General features: G+C 71.8%; 11 protein-coding genes. 4 read left to right on the top strand and 7 right to left on the bottom strand.

The annotated features are described in order from the left end of the window. Positions 1-5: 5 nt before the first annotated feature. Positions 6-989 (top strand): porphobilinogen synthase, encoded by a 984-nt coding sequence (hemB, locus tag ACIA47_RS13260; protein WP_196919917.1) that lies wholly within the window; start codon positions 6-8, stop codon positions 987-989. A gap of 240 nt (positions 990-1,229) precedes the next feature. Here hemB and ACIA47_RS13265 read toward each other — a convergent pair whose 3' ends face one another. The 3 genes from ACIA47_RS13265 to ACIA47_RS13275 all read right to left on the bottom strand — a co-directional run bounded on the left by ACIA47_RS13265 (position 1,230) and on the right by ACIA47_RS13275 (position 7,252). Continuing rightward, positions 1,230-4,508 carry a lamin tail domain-containing protein gene (locus ACIA47_RS13265; RefSeq protein WP_396707819.1) on the bottom strand — a complete coding sequence of 1,093 codons (3,279 nt, stop codon included), beginning with the start codon at positions 4,506-4,508 and terminating at the stop codon, positions 1,230-1,232. A gap of 92 nt (positions 4,509-4,600) precedes the next feature. Beyond that, positions 4,601-5,617 carry a GNAT family N-acetyltransferase gene (locus ACIA47_RS13270; RefSeq protein ID WP_396708235.1) on the bottom strand — a complete coding sequence of 339 codons (1,017 nt, stop codon included), beginning with the start codon at positions 5,615-5,617 and terminating at the stop codon, positions 4,601-4,603. A gap of 72 nt (positions 5,618-5,689) precedes the next feature. Beyond that, positions 5,690-7,252 carry a lytic murein transglycosylase gene (locus ACIA47_RS13275; RefSeq protein WP_396707821.1) on the bottom strand — a complete coding sequence of 521 codons (1,563 nt, stop codon included), beginning with the start codon at positions 7,250-7,252 and terminating at the stop codon, positions 5,690-5,692. Positions 7,253-7,289: 37 nt separating this feature from the next. On the opposite strand from ACIA47_RS13275, the gene ACIA47_RS13280 reads away from it, so the two are divergent. Together ACIA47_RS13280 and ACIA47_RS13285 are read left to right on the top strand one after the other, a co-directional pair. Beyond that, the gene (locus tag ACIA47_RS13280; protein WP_266304366.1) at positions 7,290-7,496 is read left to right on the top strand and encodes a zinc ribbon domain-containing protein; all 207 of its coding nucleotides are present in this window, start codon (positions 7,290-7,292) and stop codon (positions 7,494-7,496) included. A gap of 152 nt (positions 7,497-7,648) precedes the next feature. Further along, the gene (locus ACIA47_RS13285) at positions 7,649-10,489 is read left to right on the top strand and encodes an ATP-binding protein (RefSeq protein ID WP_396707823.1); all 2,841 of its coding nucleotides are present in this window, start codon (positions 7,649-7,651) and stop codon (positions 10,487-10,489) included. A gap of 225 nt (positions 10,490-10,714) precedes the next feature. Here ACIA47_RS13285 and ACIA47_RS13290 read toward each other — a convergent pair whose 3' ends face one another. Then, the gene (locus ACIA47_RS13290; protein WP_396707825.1) at positions 10,715-11,251 is read right to left on the bottom strand and encodes a phospholipase; all 537 of its coding nucleotides are present in this window, start codon (positions 11,249-11,251) and stop codon (positions 10,715-10,717) included. 179 nt (positions 11,252-11,430) lie between these two features. Further along, the gene (locus ACIA47_RS13295) at positions 11,431-13,089 is read right to left on the bottom strand and encodes a glycoside hydrolase family 10 protein (RefSeq protein WP_396707827.1); all 1,659 of its coding nucleotides are present in this window, start codon (positions 13,087-13,089) and stop codon (positions 11,431-11,433) included. Positions 13,090-13,291: 202 nt separating this feature from the next. Between ACIA47_RS13295 and ACIA47_RS13300 the strand changes: the two genes are divergently transcribed. After that, entirely contained in the window at positions 13,292-14,788 is a 1,497-nt protein-coding gene (locus ACIA47_RS13300) for an amino acid permease (protein WP_396707829.1), read from the top strand. Between the two features lie 50 nt (positions 14,789-14,838). Here the strand turns inward: ACIA47_RS13300 and ACIA47_RS13305 are convergent, their stop codons facing one another. Both ACIA47_RS13305 and ACIA47_RS13310 read right to left on the bottom strand, forming a co-directional pair. After that, the gene (locus tag ACIA47_RS13305) at positions 14,839-15,867 is read right to left on the bottom strand and encodes a glycoside hydrolase family 43 protein (protein ID WP_396707831.1); all 1,029 of its coding nucleotides are present in this window, start codon (positions 15,865-15,867) and stop codon (positions 14,839-14,841) included. Then, positions 15,864-16,721 (bottom strand): carbohydrate ABC transporter permease, encoded by an 858-nt coding sequence (locus tag ACIA47_RS13310; RefSeq protein ID WP_203120092.1) that lies wholly within the window; start codon positions 16,719-16,721, stop codon positions 15,864-15,866. Before ACIA47_RS13310 ends, ACIA47_RS13305 begins: the two co-directional genes overlap by 4 nt. Positions 16,722-16,725: the final 4 nt, after the last annotated feature.

Below are 16,725 nucleotides of genomic sequence, written 5' to 3' on the forward strand. Positions count from 1 at the left end.
CTGCCATGTCGTACCCCGAGATCCGGCCCCGCCGGCTGCGCCGCAACCCGGCGGTCCGCCGGCTGGTGTCCGAGACCCGGGTCGACCCGGCCGAGCTGGTCGTGCCGATGTTCGTCAAGGAGGGGCTGACCGAGCCCCGCGCCATCGGGTCGCTCCCGGGGGTGCTCCAGCACTCCCGGGACTCGCTGCGCAAGGCGGCGGTCGAGGCGGTCCAGGCCGGTGTCGGCGGGATCATGCTCTTCGGTGTGCCGGAGCAGCGGGACCCGACCGGCTCCGGCGGCATCGACCCGAACGGCATCCTCAACGTCGCCATCCGCGACGTGGTGGCCGAGGTGGGCGACGCCACGGTGGTGATGAGCGACCTGTGCCTCGACGAGTTCACCTCGCACGGGCACTGTGGGCTGCTCACCCCCGACGGTGAGGTCGACAACGACTCCACCCTGGCCGCGTACGCCGAGATGGCGGTGGCCCAGGCCGCCGCCGGGGTCGGCATGGTCGGGCCGTCCGGGATGATGGACGGCCAGGTCGGCGTGGTACGCCGGGCCCTCGACGCCGCCGGCTACCAGGACGTCTCCGTGCTGGCGTACGCCGTGAAGTACGCCTCCGCCTTCTACGGCCCGTTCCGGGAGGCGGTGGAGTCGGCGCTGGAGGGCGACCGGCGCACCTACCAGCAGGACCCGGCCAATCTGCGTGAGTCACTGCGCGAGGTCGCGTTGGACGTAGCCGAGGGCGCCGACCTGGTGATGGTCAAGCCGGCGCTGCCCTACCTCGACGTGGTGTCGGCGGTGCGGGCCGCGGTGGACGTCCCGGTCGCCGCCTACCAGGTCTCCGGGGAGTACGCGATGGTCGAGGCGGCCGCCGCGAACGGCTGGATCGACCGCGAGCGGGTGATGTTGGAGACGCTCACCTCGATCAAGCGAGCCGGTGCGCAGGTCATCCTCACCTACTGGGCTGTCGAGGCCGCCGGCCTGCTCCGCCAGCGCTACTGAGCGGCCCGCCCGCGACCATCGGCCCCCCCCCGGGCCCGACGCCGCCTCGCGTGGCGGAGCCCCGGACTCGACGTCGCCTCGCGTGGCGGAGCCCGGGGCCGGACGCCTCCACACCTGCATTTGCTCTGCACCGCGGCGATCCGCCGCCGCCACAGCTCTGGCGGTACCGCTGAGGCAGGAGAGACGACGGCCCGCCGTCCCGAGCGGGTCCGGCGGGCCATCGTCGACCGCATTCCGTGATCAGTCGTCGTTGGTGATCGTTCCGGTCGCGAGTGGATCGGTCAGCCGCAGGCCGGGCACGCCGGCCACCAGTAGCGTCAACTTCTCGTCCGCCTCCCGCTTGCGGTCGCCGCGTACCGACACCGGGAACGCCACCGACGTCTGTCCGGCGGCCAACACCTTGCAGCCGGCGTACGGGTCGAAGTCCGAGCCCGCCTGCGCCGTGAGGCCGACGGTGGCGGCGCAGAGCAGCACCGACTGGGACAGCGGCCGAGACACGGTCGCGGTGAAGGTGAGCTGCCGGGTGCCCTGGTTGCCCTCGGCCACCGCCGTGTCGGCCACTGTCAACGACGCCCGGGACCGGAACCGGGCCACCTGCGGGTCGTGGTCACTGGAACCCCGCGACCCGTCACCGGCGAACTCCGCCGGCCAGTCGGCGTTGATGTGTGCCGCCCGCACCTGCACCAGGTCGCCGTAGAACGCGTCGTTGACGAACAGGTGGTCGAGAGTCTGCGCCTGTCCCTCGAAGCTGTACGAGTAGGCCGAGGCCGGCACATCCGCGACGAGGTTGTCCCACAGGTTGTGCAGGCCCGCCTCGTAGAGCGGGGCGAGCTGGTCCGACGGCGTCGGCTGGTCGCCGGTGGCGATGGGATCGTCCGGGCGGGGGAACACGTTCAGGTCCCCGCCGTAGACCACTCGGGCGGTCTGGTCGGCCGCCTCGATCGCGGTGACGATCGCCGCGCCGTACCGCGCCTGCTCCCGCCGCTGCCCGACCCGGCTGTCCGGGCCGGAGGAGTAGTGGTTGCTGAGGGCGTACAGGGTGAACCGCTCGGTCGAGCCGGGTGCCGCGGCCACGCTGAACTTGCCCAATTGCGGGGCACGGGTGAAGACGTTGCTCCCGTCCCGACCGGTCGAGGTGTCCACATCCGCCGGCAACACCGCGTTGAGGGCCTTCGGGTTCTGCACGTCGGCGTTGGCCGGCAGCCCCGCAGCCCGGTACTGAACGGTCGGTGCCGACCCCAGCAGGGGGTCCGCCGCCGTCGCGGCCGCCAGCGACACCCGGTCCGTGCGATACAGGAAGGCTGCGGTGATACCGCGGGCGTCCGCGCCGGTCCGGTCATAAGCGGCGGCGTACGCGGGCCCACCGGCTGCCGCGACCGTGAGCGCCAACTCCTGGATGCTGTCCGGAGCACCATCGGCGTTGTTGGTGCCGCCGCAGCTCAGCGCCGCCCCGGAGATCGCGCAGATGTCCTGGTCCTCGGCCTCCTGCACCAGGATCAGGTCCGGTGCGTGCAGGTCCTTGACGATCTGGTCGGCGAGCGCGGCCAGTTGCTCGCGGTACTCCGCCTCGCTGCCTGGGACGTAGTCGAACGGCGGGTCGACGCCCACGCAGCCGGCGTTACCGGCGAAGTCGCAGCCGTCGAACGGGTCGTCGCGGTAGTCGTACAGGTTCTCCACGTTGTAGGTGGCCACGGCCACCTCCTGGGACCGGTCGGCCGGCTTGGGCGGGTTGTTCTTCGACGGGTCGGCCCCGGCGGCGAACTCCGCCCGCTCGACCTGGACGCCGTACTTCTCGAACGAGTAGTAGACCCCGCCCACCGCGTCCGCCCGCAGCGTGTCGAAGGTGTGCGCCGGCGGGAGCAGCGCGGCGCTGTCCCCGGCGGTGGCCTTCACGCCCATGCTGCCGAGCAGCGTCCGCTGGCCGTTGCCGTCGTCGAAGCGGCGGGTCGGGTCGTTGTCCAGTGGGTGCGAATCACGGAAGACCCGCCGGGAGTACGCGTCGGCGCGGTCCAGCAGCGGGTCGTCGCGGTCGACCACCCACAGCTCCGCGTCTGCCGTGGAGGAGAAGACGTCCCGGCCACTCACCGCGCCGCTGCCCGCGCGTACCCGAATCCGAGAACCCTCGTGCCGCTCCCAGAAACGCTGCGCGTCGGTCAGCACGGCCGGCGGCACCGCGTCGGCCACCGCGACCGCGGTGTCCACGACCAGCCCACCGCCGATCCGGCGGACCAACGACGCGCCGGAGAGCTGGGTGAAGTTGTAGTACTCCGACACCCGGGCCCGCAGCACGACCTCGTCGCCGACCGTCGGCACGTAACCGCCGATCAGCGAGGTGAACGTGCCCATGAACACGAAGATGCCGTCGGAGCTGGTCGGGTCGCCGTCGGTGTCACCAACGCGGCTCTGCAGGAAGAAGCCGTGCTGCTCCGCCCCCGCCGAGGTGCGCGCCAGGGTCAACTGGGTGATCACGCCGCGTACGTCGTACAGCGTGCTGCTCGTGCCGTTGCCGCTCGCCGGTGCGAGCGGTGACCGGTCGCTCGGACCGGACTCGGTGTCGGTGGTCGGCCCCTGCACCTCGCCGACGGTCAGCTCCCGGGTCACCTGCACGGCCAGCGCGCAGCTCGCGGTGCCACCGCCCGCGTCGGTCGCGGTGAGGGTGACGGTGTACGCCCCGGCGGCGAGGTCGGCGCTCACGCCGACCGTGGCGCGGGCGGTGCCGCCCACTCCGTCGGCGGGGGTGAACGCGGTACGGGTGATCGAGCCGGAGGTCGGGCTCGGGCTGATAGCGGTCACCGCCAGGTCGACGATCGTGTCGTCGGGGTCGGCGGCGGTCACCTCGCGGCTCGCGGCCGTGCCGGCGGCGGTGACCAGCGGCCCGCCACAGGTCACCGTGGCCGGCACGTCGACGGGGCCGCCGCCGTCCACGGTGTGCGCGCCCAGCCCGTCGAACGTGTCGACTGGGAAACCGGCCCACTGTGCGGCGGGGTCGAACGCGTCCGACGGGTCGGTGTCACCGGCGGCCACGTTCGGCAACCGGCGCACTGTGTTGTCCGCGGTGCTGGTGACGCCGGCGCCCCACTCGGTGCCCGGGTCGACGCCCACCTGGCCGATCGAGTCGAGCACTGTGGTGCCCCGGCGCAGCACGATCGCGTCGTCACCGTTGAAGAGGCTCGCCCCGGTGGTCTGGTCGGCCTGGGCGAGGATGGCGGCCCCGGCCGAGGCGCTGGCGAACACGAACGCGTCACCGGCCGCCACGCTGCCGGTGAGGGCGATCGTGGTGGCCGTGGTGGAGCCGTTGAAGTAGAGCTGCAACTGGTAGCCACCGGCCGACAGGTCGACGGCGGCGCCCGTGCCGTTGAACAGCTCGATCGCCTTGTTGTTCGACGAACCCTCGACGTACTCCGAGATGAACAGGTCGGTGGGCGCGGCGCTGGCCGCGGTGGGTGCGACGCCGAGCGCCGTGACGGTCACGGCGGCGGTGGCGGTCGCGAGCGCGGCGATTGAGCGGCGCGGGCGCATAGGGCCTCCACGATGGGTGGATGGGGGTCAACGCACGTTAAGGTGCGCGACTGTCCACCGTCCATCCCCTAATGGACAGTTTCGTGAATTTCTCAGCGTGGCAGATCGGGGCGGTGCACCAGCTCGGCGACGTCGACGCTGTATTCGCACCAGTCCCGGTCGGGGCGGTAGCCCAGCTCCGCGTTGACCTTCAACATCGCCTCGTTGGCCTGCGCGTTCCAGGTCTGCACCTCGATCAGCTCCGGCTCGGCGGAGCGCAACTCCAGCAGCATCCGGGCCTTGATCGCCCGATCGATGCCGTAGCCCCGGTGATCCTGCGCGACGATCGTGTCGTACTGGTCCGCGCGGGTCGGGTGCTGCGCCGGCACCACCACCTCGGTCAGGCCGGCCACCTCGCCGCTCTGCTCGTGCCGGGCGAGCACGATGTACGGCTTCATGCCCCGTCGGTGCAGCGTGTCGAGGCTGTCCCGCAGCCGCTCCGGGTCGTAGGAGCTGGGGCGCAGCTCACCGTCGTCGACGTCGCGCACCTCGGCCTTGGCCCGCGCGTACGCCTCGATCAGATCATCCGGCGGCCCGCCCGGGAAGAACTCCAGCTGGTAGCCCGCGCTGATGCCGGTGGCCATCTCGGCCAGCTCGGCCCAGTCCACCGCGGTCAGGTCGAGCACGCTGCGCGTCTCCACGTACTCCCGGTTGAAGCCGAGCGACTCGTAGAACCCGACCGCCGGCGTGTCGCCGACGACCTCGACCCCGATCGACCGGAAGCCCTCCTGATAGACCCGGCGCGCCGCGCGCAGCACCAGGTCACGGCCGAGGCCGGTGCGCCGGGCGGACGGGTGCACCAGCACCTCGAGCACGCCGATGTCACCCAGAAGGAGTACGTGCACCTGGCCGAGCACCGCGCCCGTGTCGCCCGGGGCGGCCGGTTCGGCCTGGGCGATCCAGGAGATCCGCCGCTCGCCGGGCATCACCTCGGCGAGGTACTCCCGCAGTGAAGCCTCCCGCCAGGGCGGATCCTGCGGCAGATCGGCCGCCAGGACCGCGTTCAGCGTGGCCAACAGCGACGCGATCTCGGCGGACGACGCGGTCCTGGGGTCCCACTCGCGCACCATCACCCGTCTAGCTTGCCGCTAACAGAGGCCCGGGGGAAGTGTCCAGTTCTCCAACGTATCGAGACGATCACTTCATGACCGACTGGCCCGTCCGTACCGGTTCGCGGTGTCGTAGACCTCCTGGGCGTACCGCCGTACGTCGTTGTAGGAGAGGATCGCGTTCCACCAGTCGCCCGCAATGCTCAAATTTCGGCCGCCCTTGCAGAGGTAGTTTCCCGCTGCAAGCGCGGCGTCGTCCAGGTCGTGCGGGTCCTTGCGGCCGTCGTTGTCCGCGTCCGCGCCGATCTCCTGCCAGGTGGTCGGGATGAACTGCATCGGCCCGATGGCGCGGTCGAGGGTCGCGTCCCCGTCAAGCGCCCCACGGTCGGTGTCGATGATCCGCATTCGACCCTCCTTCCCGTCCAGCGGCAGCCCGAAGATGTTGGGCAGCGCCTTGCCGTCCTGCCCCAACCGCGCCCCGTTGGTCGAGCCGTGATCCGATTCGACCTTTCCGATCGCGGCCAGCGTGGTCCAGCTCAGCGCACAGCTGCGGTTGGTCTGGGCGAGCACCAGCTCGGCGTAGCCGTACGCCTGCATGGCGACCGCCGGCACACCGACCTTGGCACCGACCTGCTGCGCCCAACCGGCCAGGGCGTCCGACGGTCGGCCACCGATCACCGACCCGGTCGGCAGCCCGTTGCCGGGCAACCCGCCGGTGGGCAGCGGCTGGGTCGGCAGCGGCCCGGTGGGCAGCGGGCTGGTCGGCAGGCCGGACGGCACCCCCGGCGCCGCGATCCCGCTCGGCGCGGCCGAGGCGTCGACCGCCACCGGGCGCGGTGCGCGGATCGCGGCCGGTACGAGCAGCGCTCCCGCCGCTGCGGTCGCGGCCACCAGCGCCAGCAGGAAGACGCCGGGCAGGGTCAGCCGACCGCTCGGCCGGCGCGCCCAGGCGCGGGTCGCCCGGGCCGCCGCGGCCGCCGCCCGGCGCGGCGGCAGACGTACCGCATGCGCGAACTGCACCCGCCGCCGACGGGCCGGGTCGGACGCTGCCACGACCGGAATCTCATCCACAGTGGTCTTCGCCGGACCCGCGGCACCGGTCTTCGCTTCGTCGGCTGGGGTGTCGGCGGTCGACGCCTCGGCTGACTTCGACGGGGACGAGCCGCTGGCGCTGCCGTCGGCCTTCGTGCCGTCGGCCTTCGTGACGTCGGCCTTCGTGACGTCGGCCTTCGTGACGTCGGCCTTCGTGGCGTCGGCTTTCGCGCCGTCGGCCTTGGGTGCCTCGGTCTGCGGGGCAGCTACTGGGCTTGCGGTCGGGACGGGTCCCGCTCGGGTTCCCGTGCCGGTGGCGCTCGCGTCCGGTTCGGACCCGGCGGAGTCGGCCGCTGTGGGGTTGGCCGCTGGCGGAGCCGGCGCGGTGACCGGTGGCGTGGTCGGCGCGGTGACCGGTGGCGTGGTCGGCGCGGTGACCGGTGGCGTGGTCGGCGTACCCGCGGAGCGCCCTATCAGCCAGGGGCGGCGGGGGCGCGGCACCTTGCGCACCGGGTCGGGCGCGGCCCCCGAGCCTTCGAGCGGCCCGTCCAGCGGCGCGGCCGGTCGTAACGGTTGCACACGCGTGTCGTCCTCGCCGTCCACCACCTGTCGAGTATCACCCATGCTCCGCGAACCGCCAGATCCACGTACCCTGGGTGCCATGCCCCGGTACGAGTTCCGCTGCCGCGCCTGCGGCGACACCTTCGAGGTCAACCGTTCGATGGCGGCGGCCGGTGAGCCGGCGAGCTGCCCACAGGGACACGCCGACACGGTCAAGCTTCTTTCCGCGGTCGCGGTCACCGGCCGCAGTGGTGGTGCCCCGGCACCCGCTGCTGGTGGCTGCTGCGGCGGCGCCTGCGGCTGCTGATCGGGCCAATTCGCCGCCGCCTGGTGGGCCGGCCTTGCCGGGAGCGGGTCCGAGTGGCACGTTGAGGCGGCACTTGCCCGGCCGTTCTCACGATGTGTGATCGTTCGGATTCAGGCAGCATGAAGCCGACGTCACGGGCGGAGGTTCCTCGCATGTCGCCACGGATCCAGCTCCCGAGCGGTTGGGTGACCTTCGTATTTACCGATATCGAGGGCTCGACCCGGCTGGCTCAGCTGCTCGGCCCGGACTATCGCCCGGTGCTCGCCGAGCATCGACGGCTGCTGCGCCGCACGCTGGCCAGCACGGGTGGCGCGGAGCTGCTGACCGAGGGCGATTCGTTCTTCCTCGCCTTCGAGGAAGCGACAGCGGCGATGACCGCGTGCCTGACCGCCCAGCGGGCACTGTCCAGCCACGACTGGCCCACCACCGAGGCCGCGCCCCGGGTGCGGATGGGCCTGCACACCGGCTATGCCGAGCCACGCGACGGCGAGTACGCCAGCCCCGAGGTGCACCGGGCTGCCCGGGTGGCGGCCGCTGCGCACGGCGGGCAGGTGCTCTGCACCGCGTCCACCGCACGTCGGGCCGAGCCGATGCCGCCGGGTGCGACACTGCTCGACCTGGGCCTGCACCGACTGCGCGGCTTCGACGACCGGGAACGACTGTTCCAACTGGTCGCCCCGGGTCTGGAACGGCAGTTCCCCCGGCCCCGCACCGCGGACGCGGTGGCGCACAACCTCCCCACCCAGGTGACCTCGTTCGTCGGCCGGCAGGCCGAGCGCATCGAGCTGGGCCTGCTGGTGCGTCAACACCGCCTGGTCACCGTGCTGGGCGCCGGCGGCGCGGGCAAGACCCGGCTCGCGGTGGAGTTGGCCAGCGGAGTTGTCGAGGCGTACCCGGACGGGGTCTGGTTCGTCGACATCGCCTCGGTGACCGACCCGGGGCTGGTGGCGTTCGCCATCGCCGCCGTGCTCGGCCTGCGTCCCGAGCCCGGTCGGCCGATGCTGGACACCCTCGTCGAGTACGCGGCCGGCCGCCGGATGTTGGTCGTACTCGACACCTGCGACACCCAACCGGCCGCCTGCGCCGAGGTGATCGCGCGGCTGCTGTCCGGCGGGGGCGGCGTACGGGTGCTCGCCACCAGTCGTGAGTCGTTCAGCCTGCCCGGCGAGGTGGTGTGGCGGATTCCGCCGCTCTCTGTCGACCCGCACGCGGACGGTGCGGAGAGCGACGCGGTGGCGCTGCTGCTGGACCGTACGGCGGCGGCGCGCGGTGGGCGGCAGCCGGACCCGGCCGAGTCCGCCGACCTGCGTCGGGTAGTGCAGCGGTTGGACGGTCTGCCGCTCGCCATCGAGTTGGCCGCCGCCCGGCTGCGGGTGCTCTCCGTCGGTCAGCTCGCCGAGCGGCTGGACGATGTCCTCGGCACGCTGGACGCCGGCCGGGAGGACCCGGATCCGCCGCCGGTGGAGCGGGGCTGGTCCGGCAACCAGCAGGACACCGTGGACCTGGTCGCGGCGGCGGCCGGTGCGTCACCGCCCACGCCGGCGAGCCGAGCGGTGCAGCGCTCGGCCACCGAACGGCATCTGACCATGCAGGCCACCGTCACCTGGTCCTACCGGACGCTGGGGCCCCGGGCCGCCCGCCTGCTGCGGTGGCTGGCGGTCTTCGCCGGCCCGGTGGATCTGGCGACGGTGGAGTGGCTGCTGGGTGACGATCCGCTGGACCCGCTCTCGGTCCTGGTGGACAAGTCGATGGTGTTGGCCGAGCCGCGTGCCTCCGGCAGCACCTACCGGATGCTCGACCCCATTCGGGCGTACGCGGCGCGGCGGTTGGCAGAGGCGGGCGAGGAGCAGGCCGCTCGGGACCGGCACGTGGCCTGGTCTGCGCACGCGTTGGACCGGGCCCACCTGGGCCAGGACGGCCGGCCTGTGACGCTGTCGTTGTATGCCCTCGATCCACTGGCCGGGGAGCTGCGCGCCGCGCTGCGGTGGTGCGCCACCGGAGGCAGCGCCCGAGCCGGGCTCGGTCTGGCGGGCGGGCTGGACCAGTGGTGGTTGGAGCGGGGCCTGGCCCGCGAGGGGCGGCTGTGGCTGTTCCGGCTGTACGGACGGATCGCGGAGACGGGGGAGCGGATCCCGGAGGCGGAGATGGCGGCGGCGTACCACATGCATTCGCTGCACGCCAGCGCCGACGGCGAGTTCGCCGAGGAGCTGCGCTACTCCCAGCGGGCGGAGGCGGCGGCGCGGCAGGCCGGCGACGCCGGATTGCTGGCCCGGGTGCTCGCCGGCAGGGCCGCGCCGCTTGTGGACATGGGGCAGTTCGTCGAGGCCGAGCGGGTGTGCCGGGAGGTCATCGACTGGGCGCACGGGCAGGACGTGGTCGGCGAGGCGCTGTTCGCGGTCTTCAGCCTGGCCGAGCTGCTCTGGCGGCGGGGCGCCCTGGAGGAGGCGGCGGAACTGCTGGGCGCGGTCCGTCCGGTGGAGGCGGCCCGGCCCGTGGAGCGGGGCCGGCGTTCGGTGGACATGCTGCTCGGCATGGTCGCGCTGGCCCGCGGCGACGTGATCGCCGCACACGAGCATCTGCTGGTGGCGCTGCGTTCCCGGATGGGCCACGGCTACCACGGGCGGGCGTGCGACACCTTGAACGCGGTCGCGGTGCGCTGCGCGATCGGCGGGGAGCGGTCGACCGCCGCCCGCCTGTTCGGGGCCGCGCAGGCCACCCGGGCGAGCATGCGTGCCACCCCCGGCATCTTCGGCGGTTACTGGGCCGAGCAGCAGGGGGAGTTGCGCGCGGTGCTGGGCGACGTGGCCTTCGACGACGCGTACGGCGAGGGTGCGGAGTTGGGGCTTGACGAGGCCGCCGCGCTGGCACTCGACGTGGAACACCCGGACCTGGCGGCGGACTCGACCCGCTTCAGCACCGGCCTGTCCCAACCGACCCCCCGCCGTCCCGCCGACCCCGACCGCCACCCGGCCACCCGAACCGAACGCGCCTAACCCCACCCCACCCCACCCCACCCCCTCCCGCCCTGCCCCGCCCTGCCCTGCCCTGCCCTGCCCTGCCCCAGCGATCTTGCACTTTCTGCAGTGAGATAACGGTGTCAAAGCGGCAAACCGGCAACCGAAAGTGCAAGATCGCGTGGGCGTGGGCGTGGGCGTGGGCGTGGGGGTGGGGGTGGGGGTGGGGGTGGGGGTGGGGGTGGGGGTGGGGGTGGGGGTGGGTTAGCGGGTTGCGGCGTTGGCTTCGGCTTGGGCCTTCATTCGGGCGGCGCGGTCGATGTCGGCCTGCTGGACGGCCGCTACCGAACCGAAGATGCTGACCGCCTGGTAGTAGGTCCAGGCCAGGCTGTAGCAGGCCGGCCGGACAACCGAGTTGTACGTGGTGCAGACGCGCTTCAGGTCCTCGTAGAAGGCGCTGTCGAGGCGGGACTTGTTGGCGGAGAACTGGCCGACCGCCTTGTAGTTGCGGTAGCCGAAGTCGTGCCGGTAGCAGCCCAGGTTGAAGGTGAAACCGAGCGGGTTGTCCGGGCTGGACGAGCAGTAGTCGGTGGACCAGTTGAAGTTGTACTCGGCCCAGGGTGCCCGGTTGACCCGGGCGCTGTTCCACGAGTTGTAGCTGGACGCGCTGGTCTGGGTCCAGCTGGACAGCACGGAGAGCCGCTGGGCGGGGGTGACGGCGGCGGCGGGGGAGGCGATGGCGAGGGTGGCGAGCAGCGCTAACGCGCCCGAGGCGAGCAGGGTGGCGAGACGTCGGGGCACGGGTTACCTCCGCGGGGGTGAGCGGGTGGGACGGAAGTTACCGGCGGGTTACCGGATGTCGATGAGTGTCGATCAGCTGATCAACTAGGCGGTATGCGCATCGCCAACTATTGGTGACATACGTTGAAACAGACGAATGCCCCGGACGCGCGAGGCGTCCGGGGCATCCCGAGAGGCGGTCAGCGCAGGACGAATGCCGGCGGGCTGGCGGGGCTCTCGTTGGCCAATCGGTCCAGGGCGGTCAGCTGGTAGGTGTAGCGCCGACCGGGCTCGGCCGAGGTGTCCACCCAGGACTGGGCGTTGCCGGGCGTGGCGCGGACGGTGTCGACCAGATGCGCGGCGTCGGCCGTGGCGCACCGGCCGGGCAGCGTGGTGCCGTCGAACCGGTAGATCGCGTACGAGGTGGCGGTGCCGAGCGGGCCGACGCCGTCGGCGGGCTGGCGCCAGGTGAGCCGGACCCCGTCGGCCTGCCGGGTCGCCTTGCTGACCACCGGGAAGAGCAGCGGCCGAGCCGGCAGGTGGGGCATGGCCGGCACCAGCGCCGGGCGGGAGTAGTGCTCGTCCGCATAGATGTCGGTGGCGCCGAGGCGGTTGGCCCGCACCTGCACCGCGGAGAAGTGCACGTTGCCCTGCACCTCCGGGTACGACCGGTTGAGCGTCAGGTGGTCGGACAGCTCACGTGGGTTCTGCCAGTACGGCCCGTACGCCGGGTCGCCGCTCTTGTAGTCGGCCTGGCCGATGTAGAGCTGCACGCGGGTGCCGCGCACCGTCTCGGCCCACCACGGGACGAGGCGCGCGTAGTCGGCGGCCGGGTACTGGCCGATGTACCAGTAGAGCTGCGGCACCACGTAGTCGATCCACTCCTGCTTGATCCACTTGCGGGTGTCGGCGGAGATGATGTCGTACGACTGGCTGCCGGTGGTGTCCGAACCGAGCGGGTCGGCGGTCTTGTTGCGCCAGATGCCGAACGGGCTGACGCCGAACTTCACCCACGGCTTCGCCGCCTTGATCTTGCCGTTCATCTCCTGGATCAACAGGTTGATGTTGTCCCGCCGCCAGTCGGCCCGGTCGGTGAAGCCCCGGTTGTGGGCCGCGAAGGTCGCGTCGTCCGGCACCTGGTAGGTACCGCTGGGGTAGGGGTAGAAGTAGTCGTCGAAGTGGACGCCGTCGATGTCGTACCGCTTGACGGCGTCCATCATGGCGGTCTGGACGAACTCGCGGACCTCGGGAATTCCGGGGTTGTAGTAGAGCCGGCTACCGGCCACGCCGGCCGGCGGGTAGGCGAAGGTCCAGTCGGGGTGCTGCTGCGCCGGGTGGCCGGGGGCGAGCTGGGCGAGGTCGGCGCCGGCGCCGCCGGGGGCCGGCATGGAGACGCGGTACGGGTTGAACCAGGCGTGGAACTCCAGGTTCCGCTTGTGCGACTCGTCGACGAGGAAGGCCAGTGGGTCCCAGCCCGGGTCCTGGCCGCGTACCCCGGTCAGGTATTCCGACCAGGGCTCGTACGGAGAGGGCCAGAGCGCGTCGGCGGTGGGCCGGACCTGCACCACGACGGCGTTGTGGTGCAGTCGCCCGGCAAGGTCGAGCAGCTCGCGGTACTCGGCCTGCTGGGCCGCGACGCGATCCGGGCTGGTCTGGGACGCCTTGCTGGGCCAGTCGATGTTGACCACCGAGGAGATCCACATGGCCCGGAACTGCCGTTTCGGGGTGGCCGGGTCGGTGGCGCAGGTGGCGGTGGTGGTGTCGGCCGCGCTGGGTGCGGCGCTCGCGGGGGTGGCGCTGACGAACGTGCCGAGCAGGGCTGCGACCAGCCCGGCGATTCCGAGTCGGGTGGCTTTCATGCGGTGTGTCCCTTCGTTGGGGCTCCCGGATGCTTCGCGCGGTGCGCGGCAAGATTCGCCGTCGGTGTCCGCGTTGCTGGTAGGAAATTTTCACAATCTGGCCACCGCCGCAAGGGTTCGTGGTTGACCAATCGCGCCGGTGGGTAGCAACGGCGGTCACCGGCCGCCACGGAGGTGGTCGCACGGTGGGAGGGGTGACCGGGTGTCCGTGCTGCGCACAAAACCAATCAAGGACGTGATAGCCCAGGGTGAGGCGGACGGCAGCGACGGCCAGCTGGGGCTGAAGAGGCGGCTCGGCGCGATCGACCTCACCGGCTTCGGCATCGGCATCGTGATCGGCACCGGCATCTTCACGCTCACCGGGATCGAGGCCCGGGACAGCGCCGGGCCGGGCGTGGTGATCTCCTTCGCCATCGCCGGCGTGGTGGCCCTGCTCGCCGCCCTCTGCTACGCCGAGCTGGCCTCCAGCGTGCCGACCGCCGGCAGCGCCTACACCTACGCGTACGCCACGATGGGCGAGATCGTCGCCTGGATCATCGGCTGGGACCTGCTGCTGGAGTTCGCGCTCGGCGCCGCCGTGGTGGCCCGAGGCTGGTCCGGCTACCTCGCCGAACTGCTCGACCTGCCGACCCGGTGGTTCGGCGAGGAGGGCAGCACTGTCAACGTGGGCGCCATCGCGATCGTGCTGATCCTCGGCGTCGTGGCGGTCGTCGGCATCCGGGAATCCGCCCGGATCACCAACCTGCTGGTGCTGGTCAAGGTGGCCATCTGCGTCTTCGTGGTGGTCGCCGGGCTGTTCTTCGTCAAGGCCGCCAACCTCACCCCGTTCATCCCGCCGGCCGAGCCCGCCGGTGGCGGCGACGACGGCATCAAGCAACCGGTCACGCAGGCGCTCCTCGGGCTGGAGCCGTCGGTCTTCGGCTTCGTCGGGGTGCTCAGCGCCGCCGCCGTGGTCTTCTTCGCGTACACCGGCTTCGAGGCCGTGGCCAACCTGGGCGAGGAGACGAGGAAGCCCAAGCGGGACCTCACCCTGGGTCTGCTCGGCACGCTGCTGATCTCCACGGTGCTCTACATCGGCGTCTCGCTGGTGGTGGTCGGGATGGTGCCGTACACCGAGATCGACAGGGGCGCCCCGATCGCGTCGGCCTTCGAGTCGGTCGGCGCGGGCTGGGCCGCCGTGCTGGTCTCCATCGCCGCAGTCGCGGGCCTGACCAGCGTCATCCTGGTCGACCTGGTGGCGATGGGCCGGATCGGCTTCGCCATCGCCCGGGACGGGTTGATCCCGCCCTCGATCGCGAAGGTGCACCCGCGCTGGGGCACCCCGTACCGGATCTCGGCGATCATGACGGTGGCGGTCGCGCTGTTGGCCGGCTTCCTGCCGCTCTCCGCGTTGGCCGACCTGGTCAGCATCGGCGCGCTCTGCGCGTTCGTCCTCGTGTCGATCGCGGTGCCGATCCTGCGCCGCAAGCGGCCGGACCTGGAGCGGCCGTTCCGGGTGCCGTTCTCACCGGTGCTGCCGATCGTCTCGGCGTTGGCCTGCTTCTACCTGATGCTCAACCTGTCGGTGGAGACCTGGCTGCGGTTCCTGGCCTGGATGCTGCTCGGCGCGTTGATCTACTTCGGCTACGGCCACCGCCGCAACCGGCTGGCCCAGCACGAGCCGGCGGTTGCCCCGGCCCCTCGCGAGCCGACCGCCTGACCGACGCGCGCGGGAGGGCCCCCAGCTTCGGGGCCCTCCCGCACGACAGCTCAGGGGCGCGGCTGCGGCGTGGCCGTCGGACCCTTGACGACCGGCTTGCCGTCTACCCAGGTCACCTCGTCGAGCCACACCTGCCGACCCGGGTCGGTGCTGCCCTCCTGGCCCGGCGGCCAGGCGTGGTACAGCAGCCAGGTCCGCCCGTCCTTGACCACCATCGACGCGTGGCCGGGGCCCGAGGCGGCCTCGTTGCCCTTCAGGATCGGGTTCTCGATGGCCTTCACACACGGGCCGGTCGGGCTCTCGCAGACCGCGTAGCCCTCGGCGTACTCCGCCCGGTCGTACGCGTTGGCGGCGAAGAAGAGCAGCAGCCGACCGTCCTGACGGTGGAAGAACGGCCCCTCGATCAGGGTGCCCTCCCACGGCTCGGTCTGCTTCAGCAGCTTGGTCGGCTCGCCGATGAGGGTCAGGCCGTCGTCGGCGAGGCGCTGCGACCAGAGCCAGGTGTCCACCCCGATCGCGTTGCCGTCGTTCTTCCACAGCAGCCACAGGCTGCCGTCGGTGTCCCGGTACGGGCTGGCGTCGATCGCCCCGCCCAGGTCGGCTTGACAGATCAGCGGGCCGGCCGCGTCGTCGGAGTACGGCCCCTGCGGCGCGCTGGCCACCGCACGCCCGACGCACTGCCGCCCCGACTCCCGGCCGGCGACGGTGTAGTAGAGCAGGAAGCGGTCTGGCGCGAGCTGGATCGCCTCCGGCGCCCAGGTCCTACCAGCGTCCGCCCAGTCCGGCAGCACCGGCAGGGCGTCCCCGGCCTCGGTCCAGTCGACCAGATCCGTCGAGGTGAGCACGGGGACGTTACGGCCACTGGAGTTGGTGTGGAACAGGTACCAGGTGTCGCCCACCTGGATCGCCTGCGGGTCTGGGGCGTCGGTCTTCACGACCGGGTTGATGAACACGCTGGAATCGCTCCCGCTGCTCGTGGTGGGGGTGGGTTCGGTGCCGTCGGAGCAGCCCGCAACGAGCAACGCGGCGGCGAGAACGATCGCCGCCGCGCCACGTCGCCGGGCGGTCGTACGCGTCATCCCTTGAGACCGCTGCGGGAGACACCCTGAATGATGTGCCGCTGAGCCAGCACGAAGAGGATCAGTACCGGCAGGCTGGCCAGCACCGCGCCCGCCATGATCACCGGGTAGTCGGTGACGTACGAGCCCTGAAGCAGGCCCAGGCCCGGAGGCAGGGTGAGCTGCTCCGGGCTGAACAGCACGAAGATCGGCCAGAGGAAGTCGTTCCAGTTGGTGAGGAACGACAGCACGGCCAGGGTGGCCAGCGCCGGCCTGGACAGCGGCAGCACCACCTTGTAGAAAATCTGCCACTGGTTGGCGCCGTCCAGCGTGGCGGCCTCCTCCAGCTCGTTAGGCAGGGACAGGAAGAACTGCCGCAGGAAGAACACCCCGAACGCGCTGGCCGCGCCCGGCACCACGACCACGGCGAGGGTGTCGATCCAGTTGAGCTCGTCGACGATCAGGAAGTTCGGGATGATCAGCGAGGTCGGCGGGATGAACAGCGTCCCGACGATCAGTGCGAAGGTCACCCCGCGCCCCCGGAACTTCAGCCGGGCCAGGGAGTACGCGGCCATCGAGGCGGTCACGAGCACCAGCGCCGAGTGCAGCGTGGCGGCCAGCATGCTGTTGAGGAACCAACGCAGTACCGGGTTCGCCGTGTTGTTGAGGATCTGCTCGTAGCCGTAACCGGCGAGCGGGTTCGGCAGCCAGCTCGGCGGGATCTGCTGGGCGGCGGTGTAGGTCTTCAGCGAGGTGATGACCATCCACAGCAGGGGGACCAGGAAGATCAGGGCCAGGGCGACCAGGGTGGCGTAGAGCCCGACCCGGCGCAGCCCCGGTGTGGAGCCGTCGGTTGTCGGCGTGGGCGTCGTCATGGCG

Source organism: Micromonospora sp. NPDC051227 (assembly GCF_044455385.1).
GTDB lineage: Bacteria > Actinomycetota > Actinomycetes > Mycobacteriales > Micromonosporaceae > Micromonospora.

Bases quoted from the DNA above. Each gene is read 5' to 3' on its own strand.
- hemB (WP_196919917.1), top strand. From the start codon at position 6: ATGTCGTACCCCGAGATCCGGCCCCGCCGGCTGCGCCGCAACCCGGCG.
- ACIA47_RS13265 (WP_396707819.1), bottom strand. From the start codon at position 4,508: ATGCGCCCGCGCCGCTCAATCGCCGCGCTCGCGACCGCCACCGCCGCC.
- ACIA47_RS13270 (WP_396708235.1), bottom strand. From the start codon at position 5,617: ATGGTGCGCGAGTGGGACCCCAGGACCGCGTCGTCCGCCGAGATCGCG.
- ACIA47_RS13275 (WP_396707821.1), bottom strand. From the start codon at position 7,252: ATGGGTGATACTCGACAGGTGGTGGACGGCGAGGACGACACGCGTGTG.
- ACIA47_RS13280 (WP_266304366.1), top strand. From the start codon at position 7,290: ATGCCCCGGTACGAGTTCCGCTGCCGCGCCTGCGGCGACACCTTCGAG.
- ACIA47_RS13285 (WP_396707823.1), top strand. From the start codon at position 7,649: ATGTCGCCACGGATCCAGCTCCCGAGCGGTTGGGTGACCTTCGTATTT.
- ACIA47_RS13295 (WP_396707827.1), bottom strand. From the start codon at position 13,089: ATGAAAGCCACCCGACTCGGAATCGCCGGGCTGGTCGCAGCCCTGCTC.
- ACIA47_RS13305 (WP_396707831.1), bottom strand. From the start codon at position 15,867: ATGACGCGTACGACCGCCCGGCGACGTGGCGCGGCGGCGATCGTTCTC.
- ACIA47_RS13310 (WP_203120092.1), bottom strand. From the start codon at position 16,721: ATGACGACGCCCACGCCGACAACCGACGGCTCCACACCGGGGCTGCGC.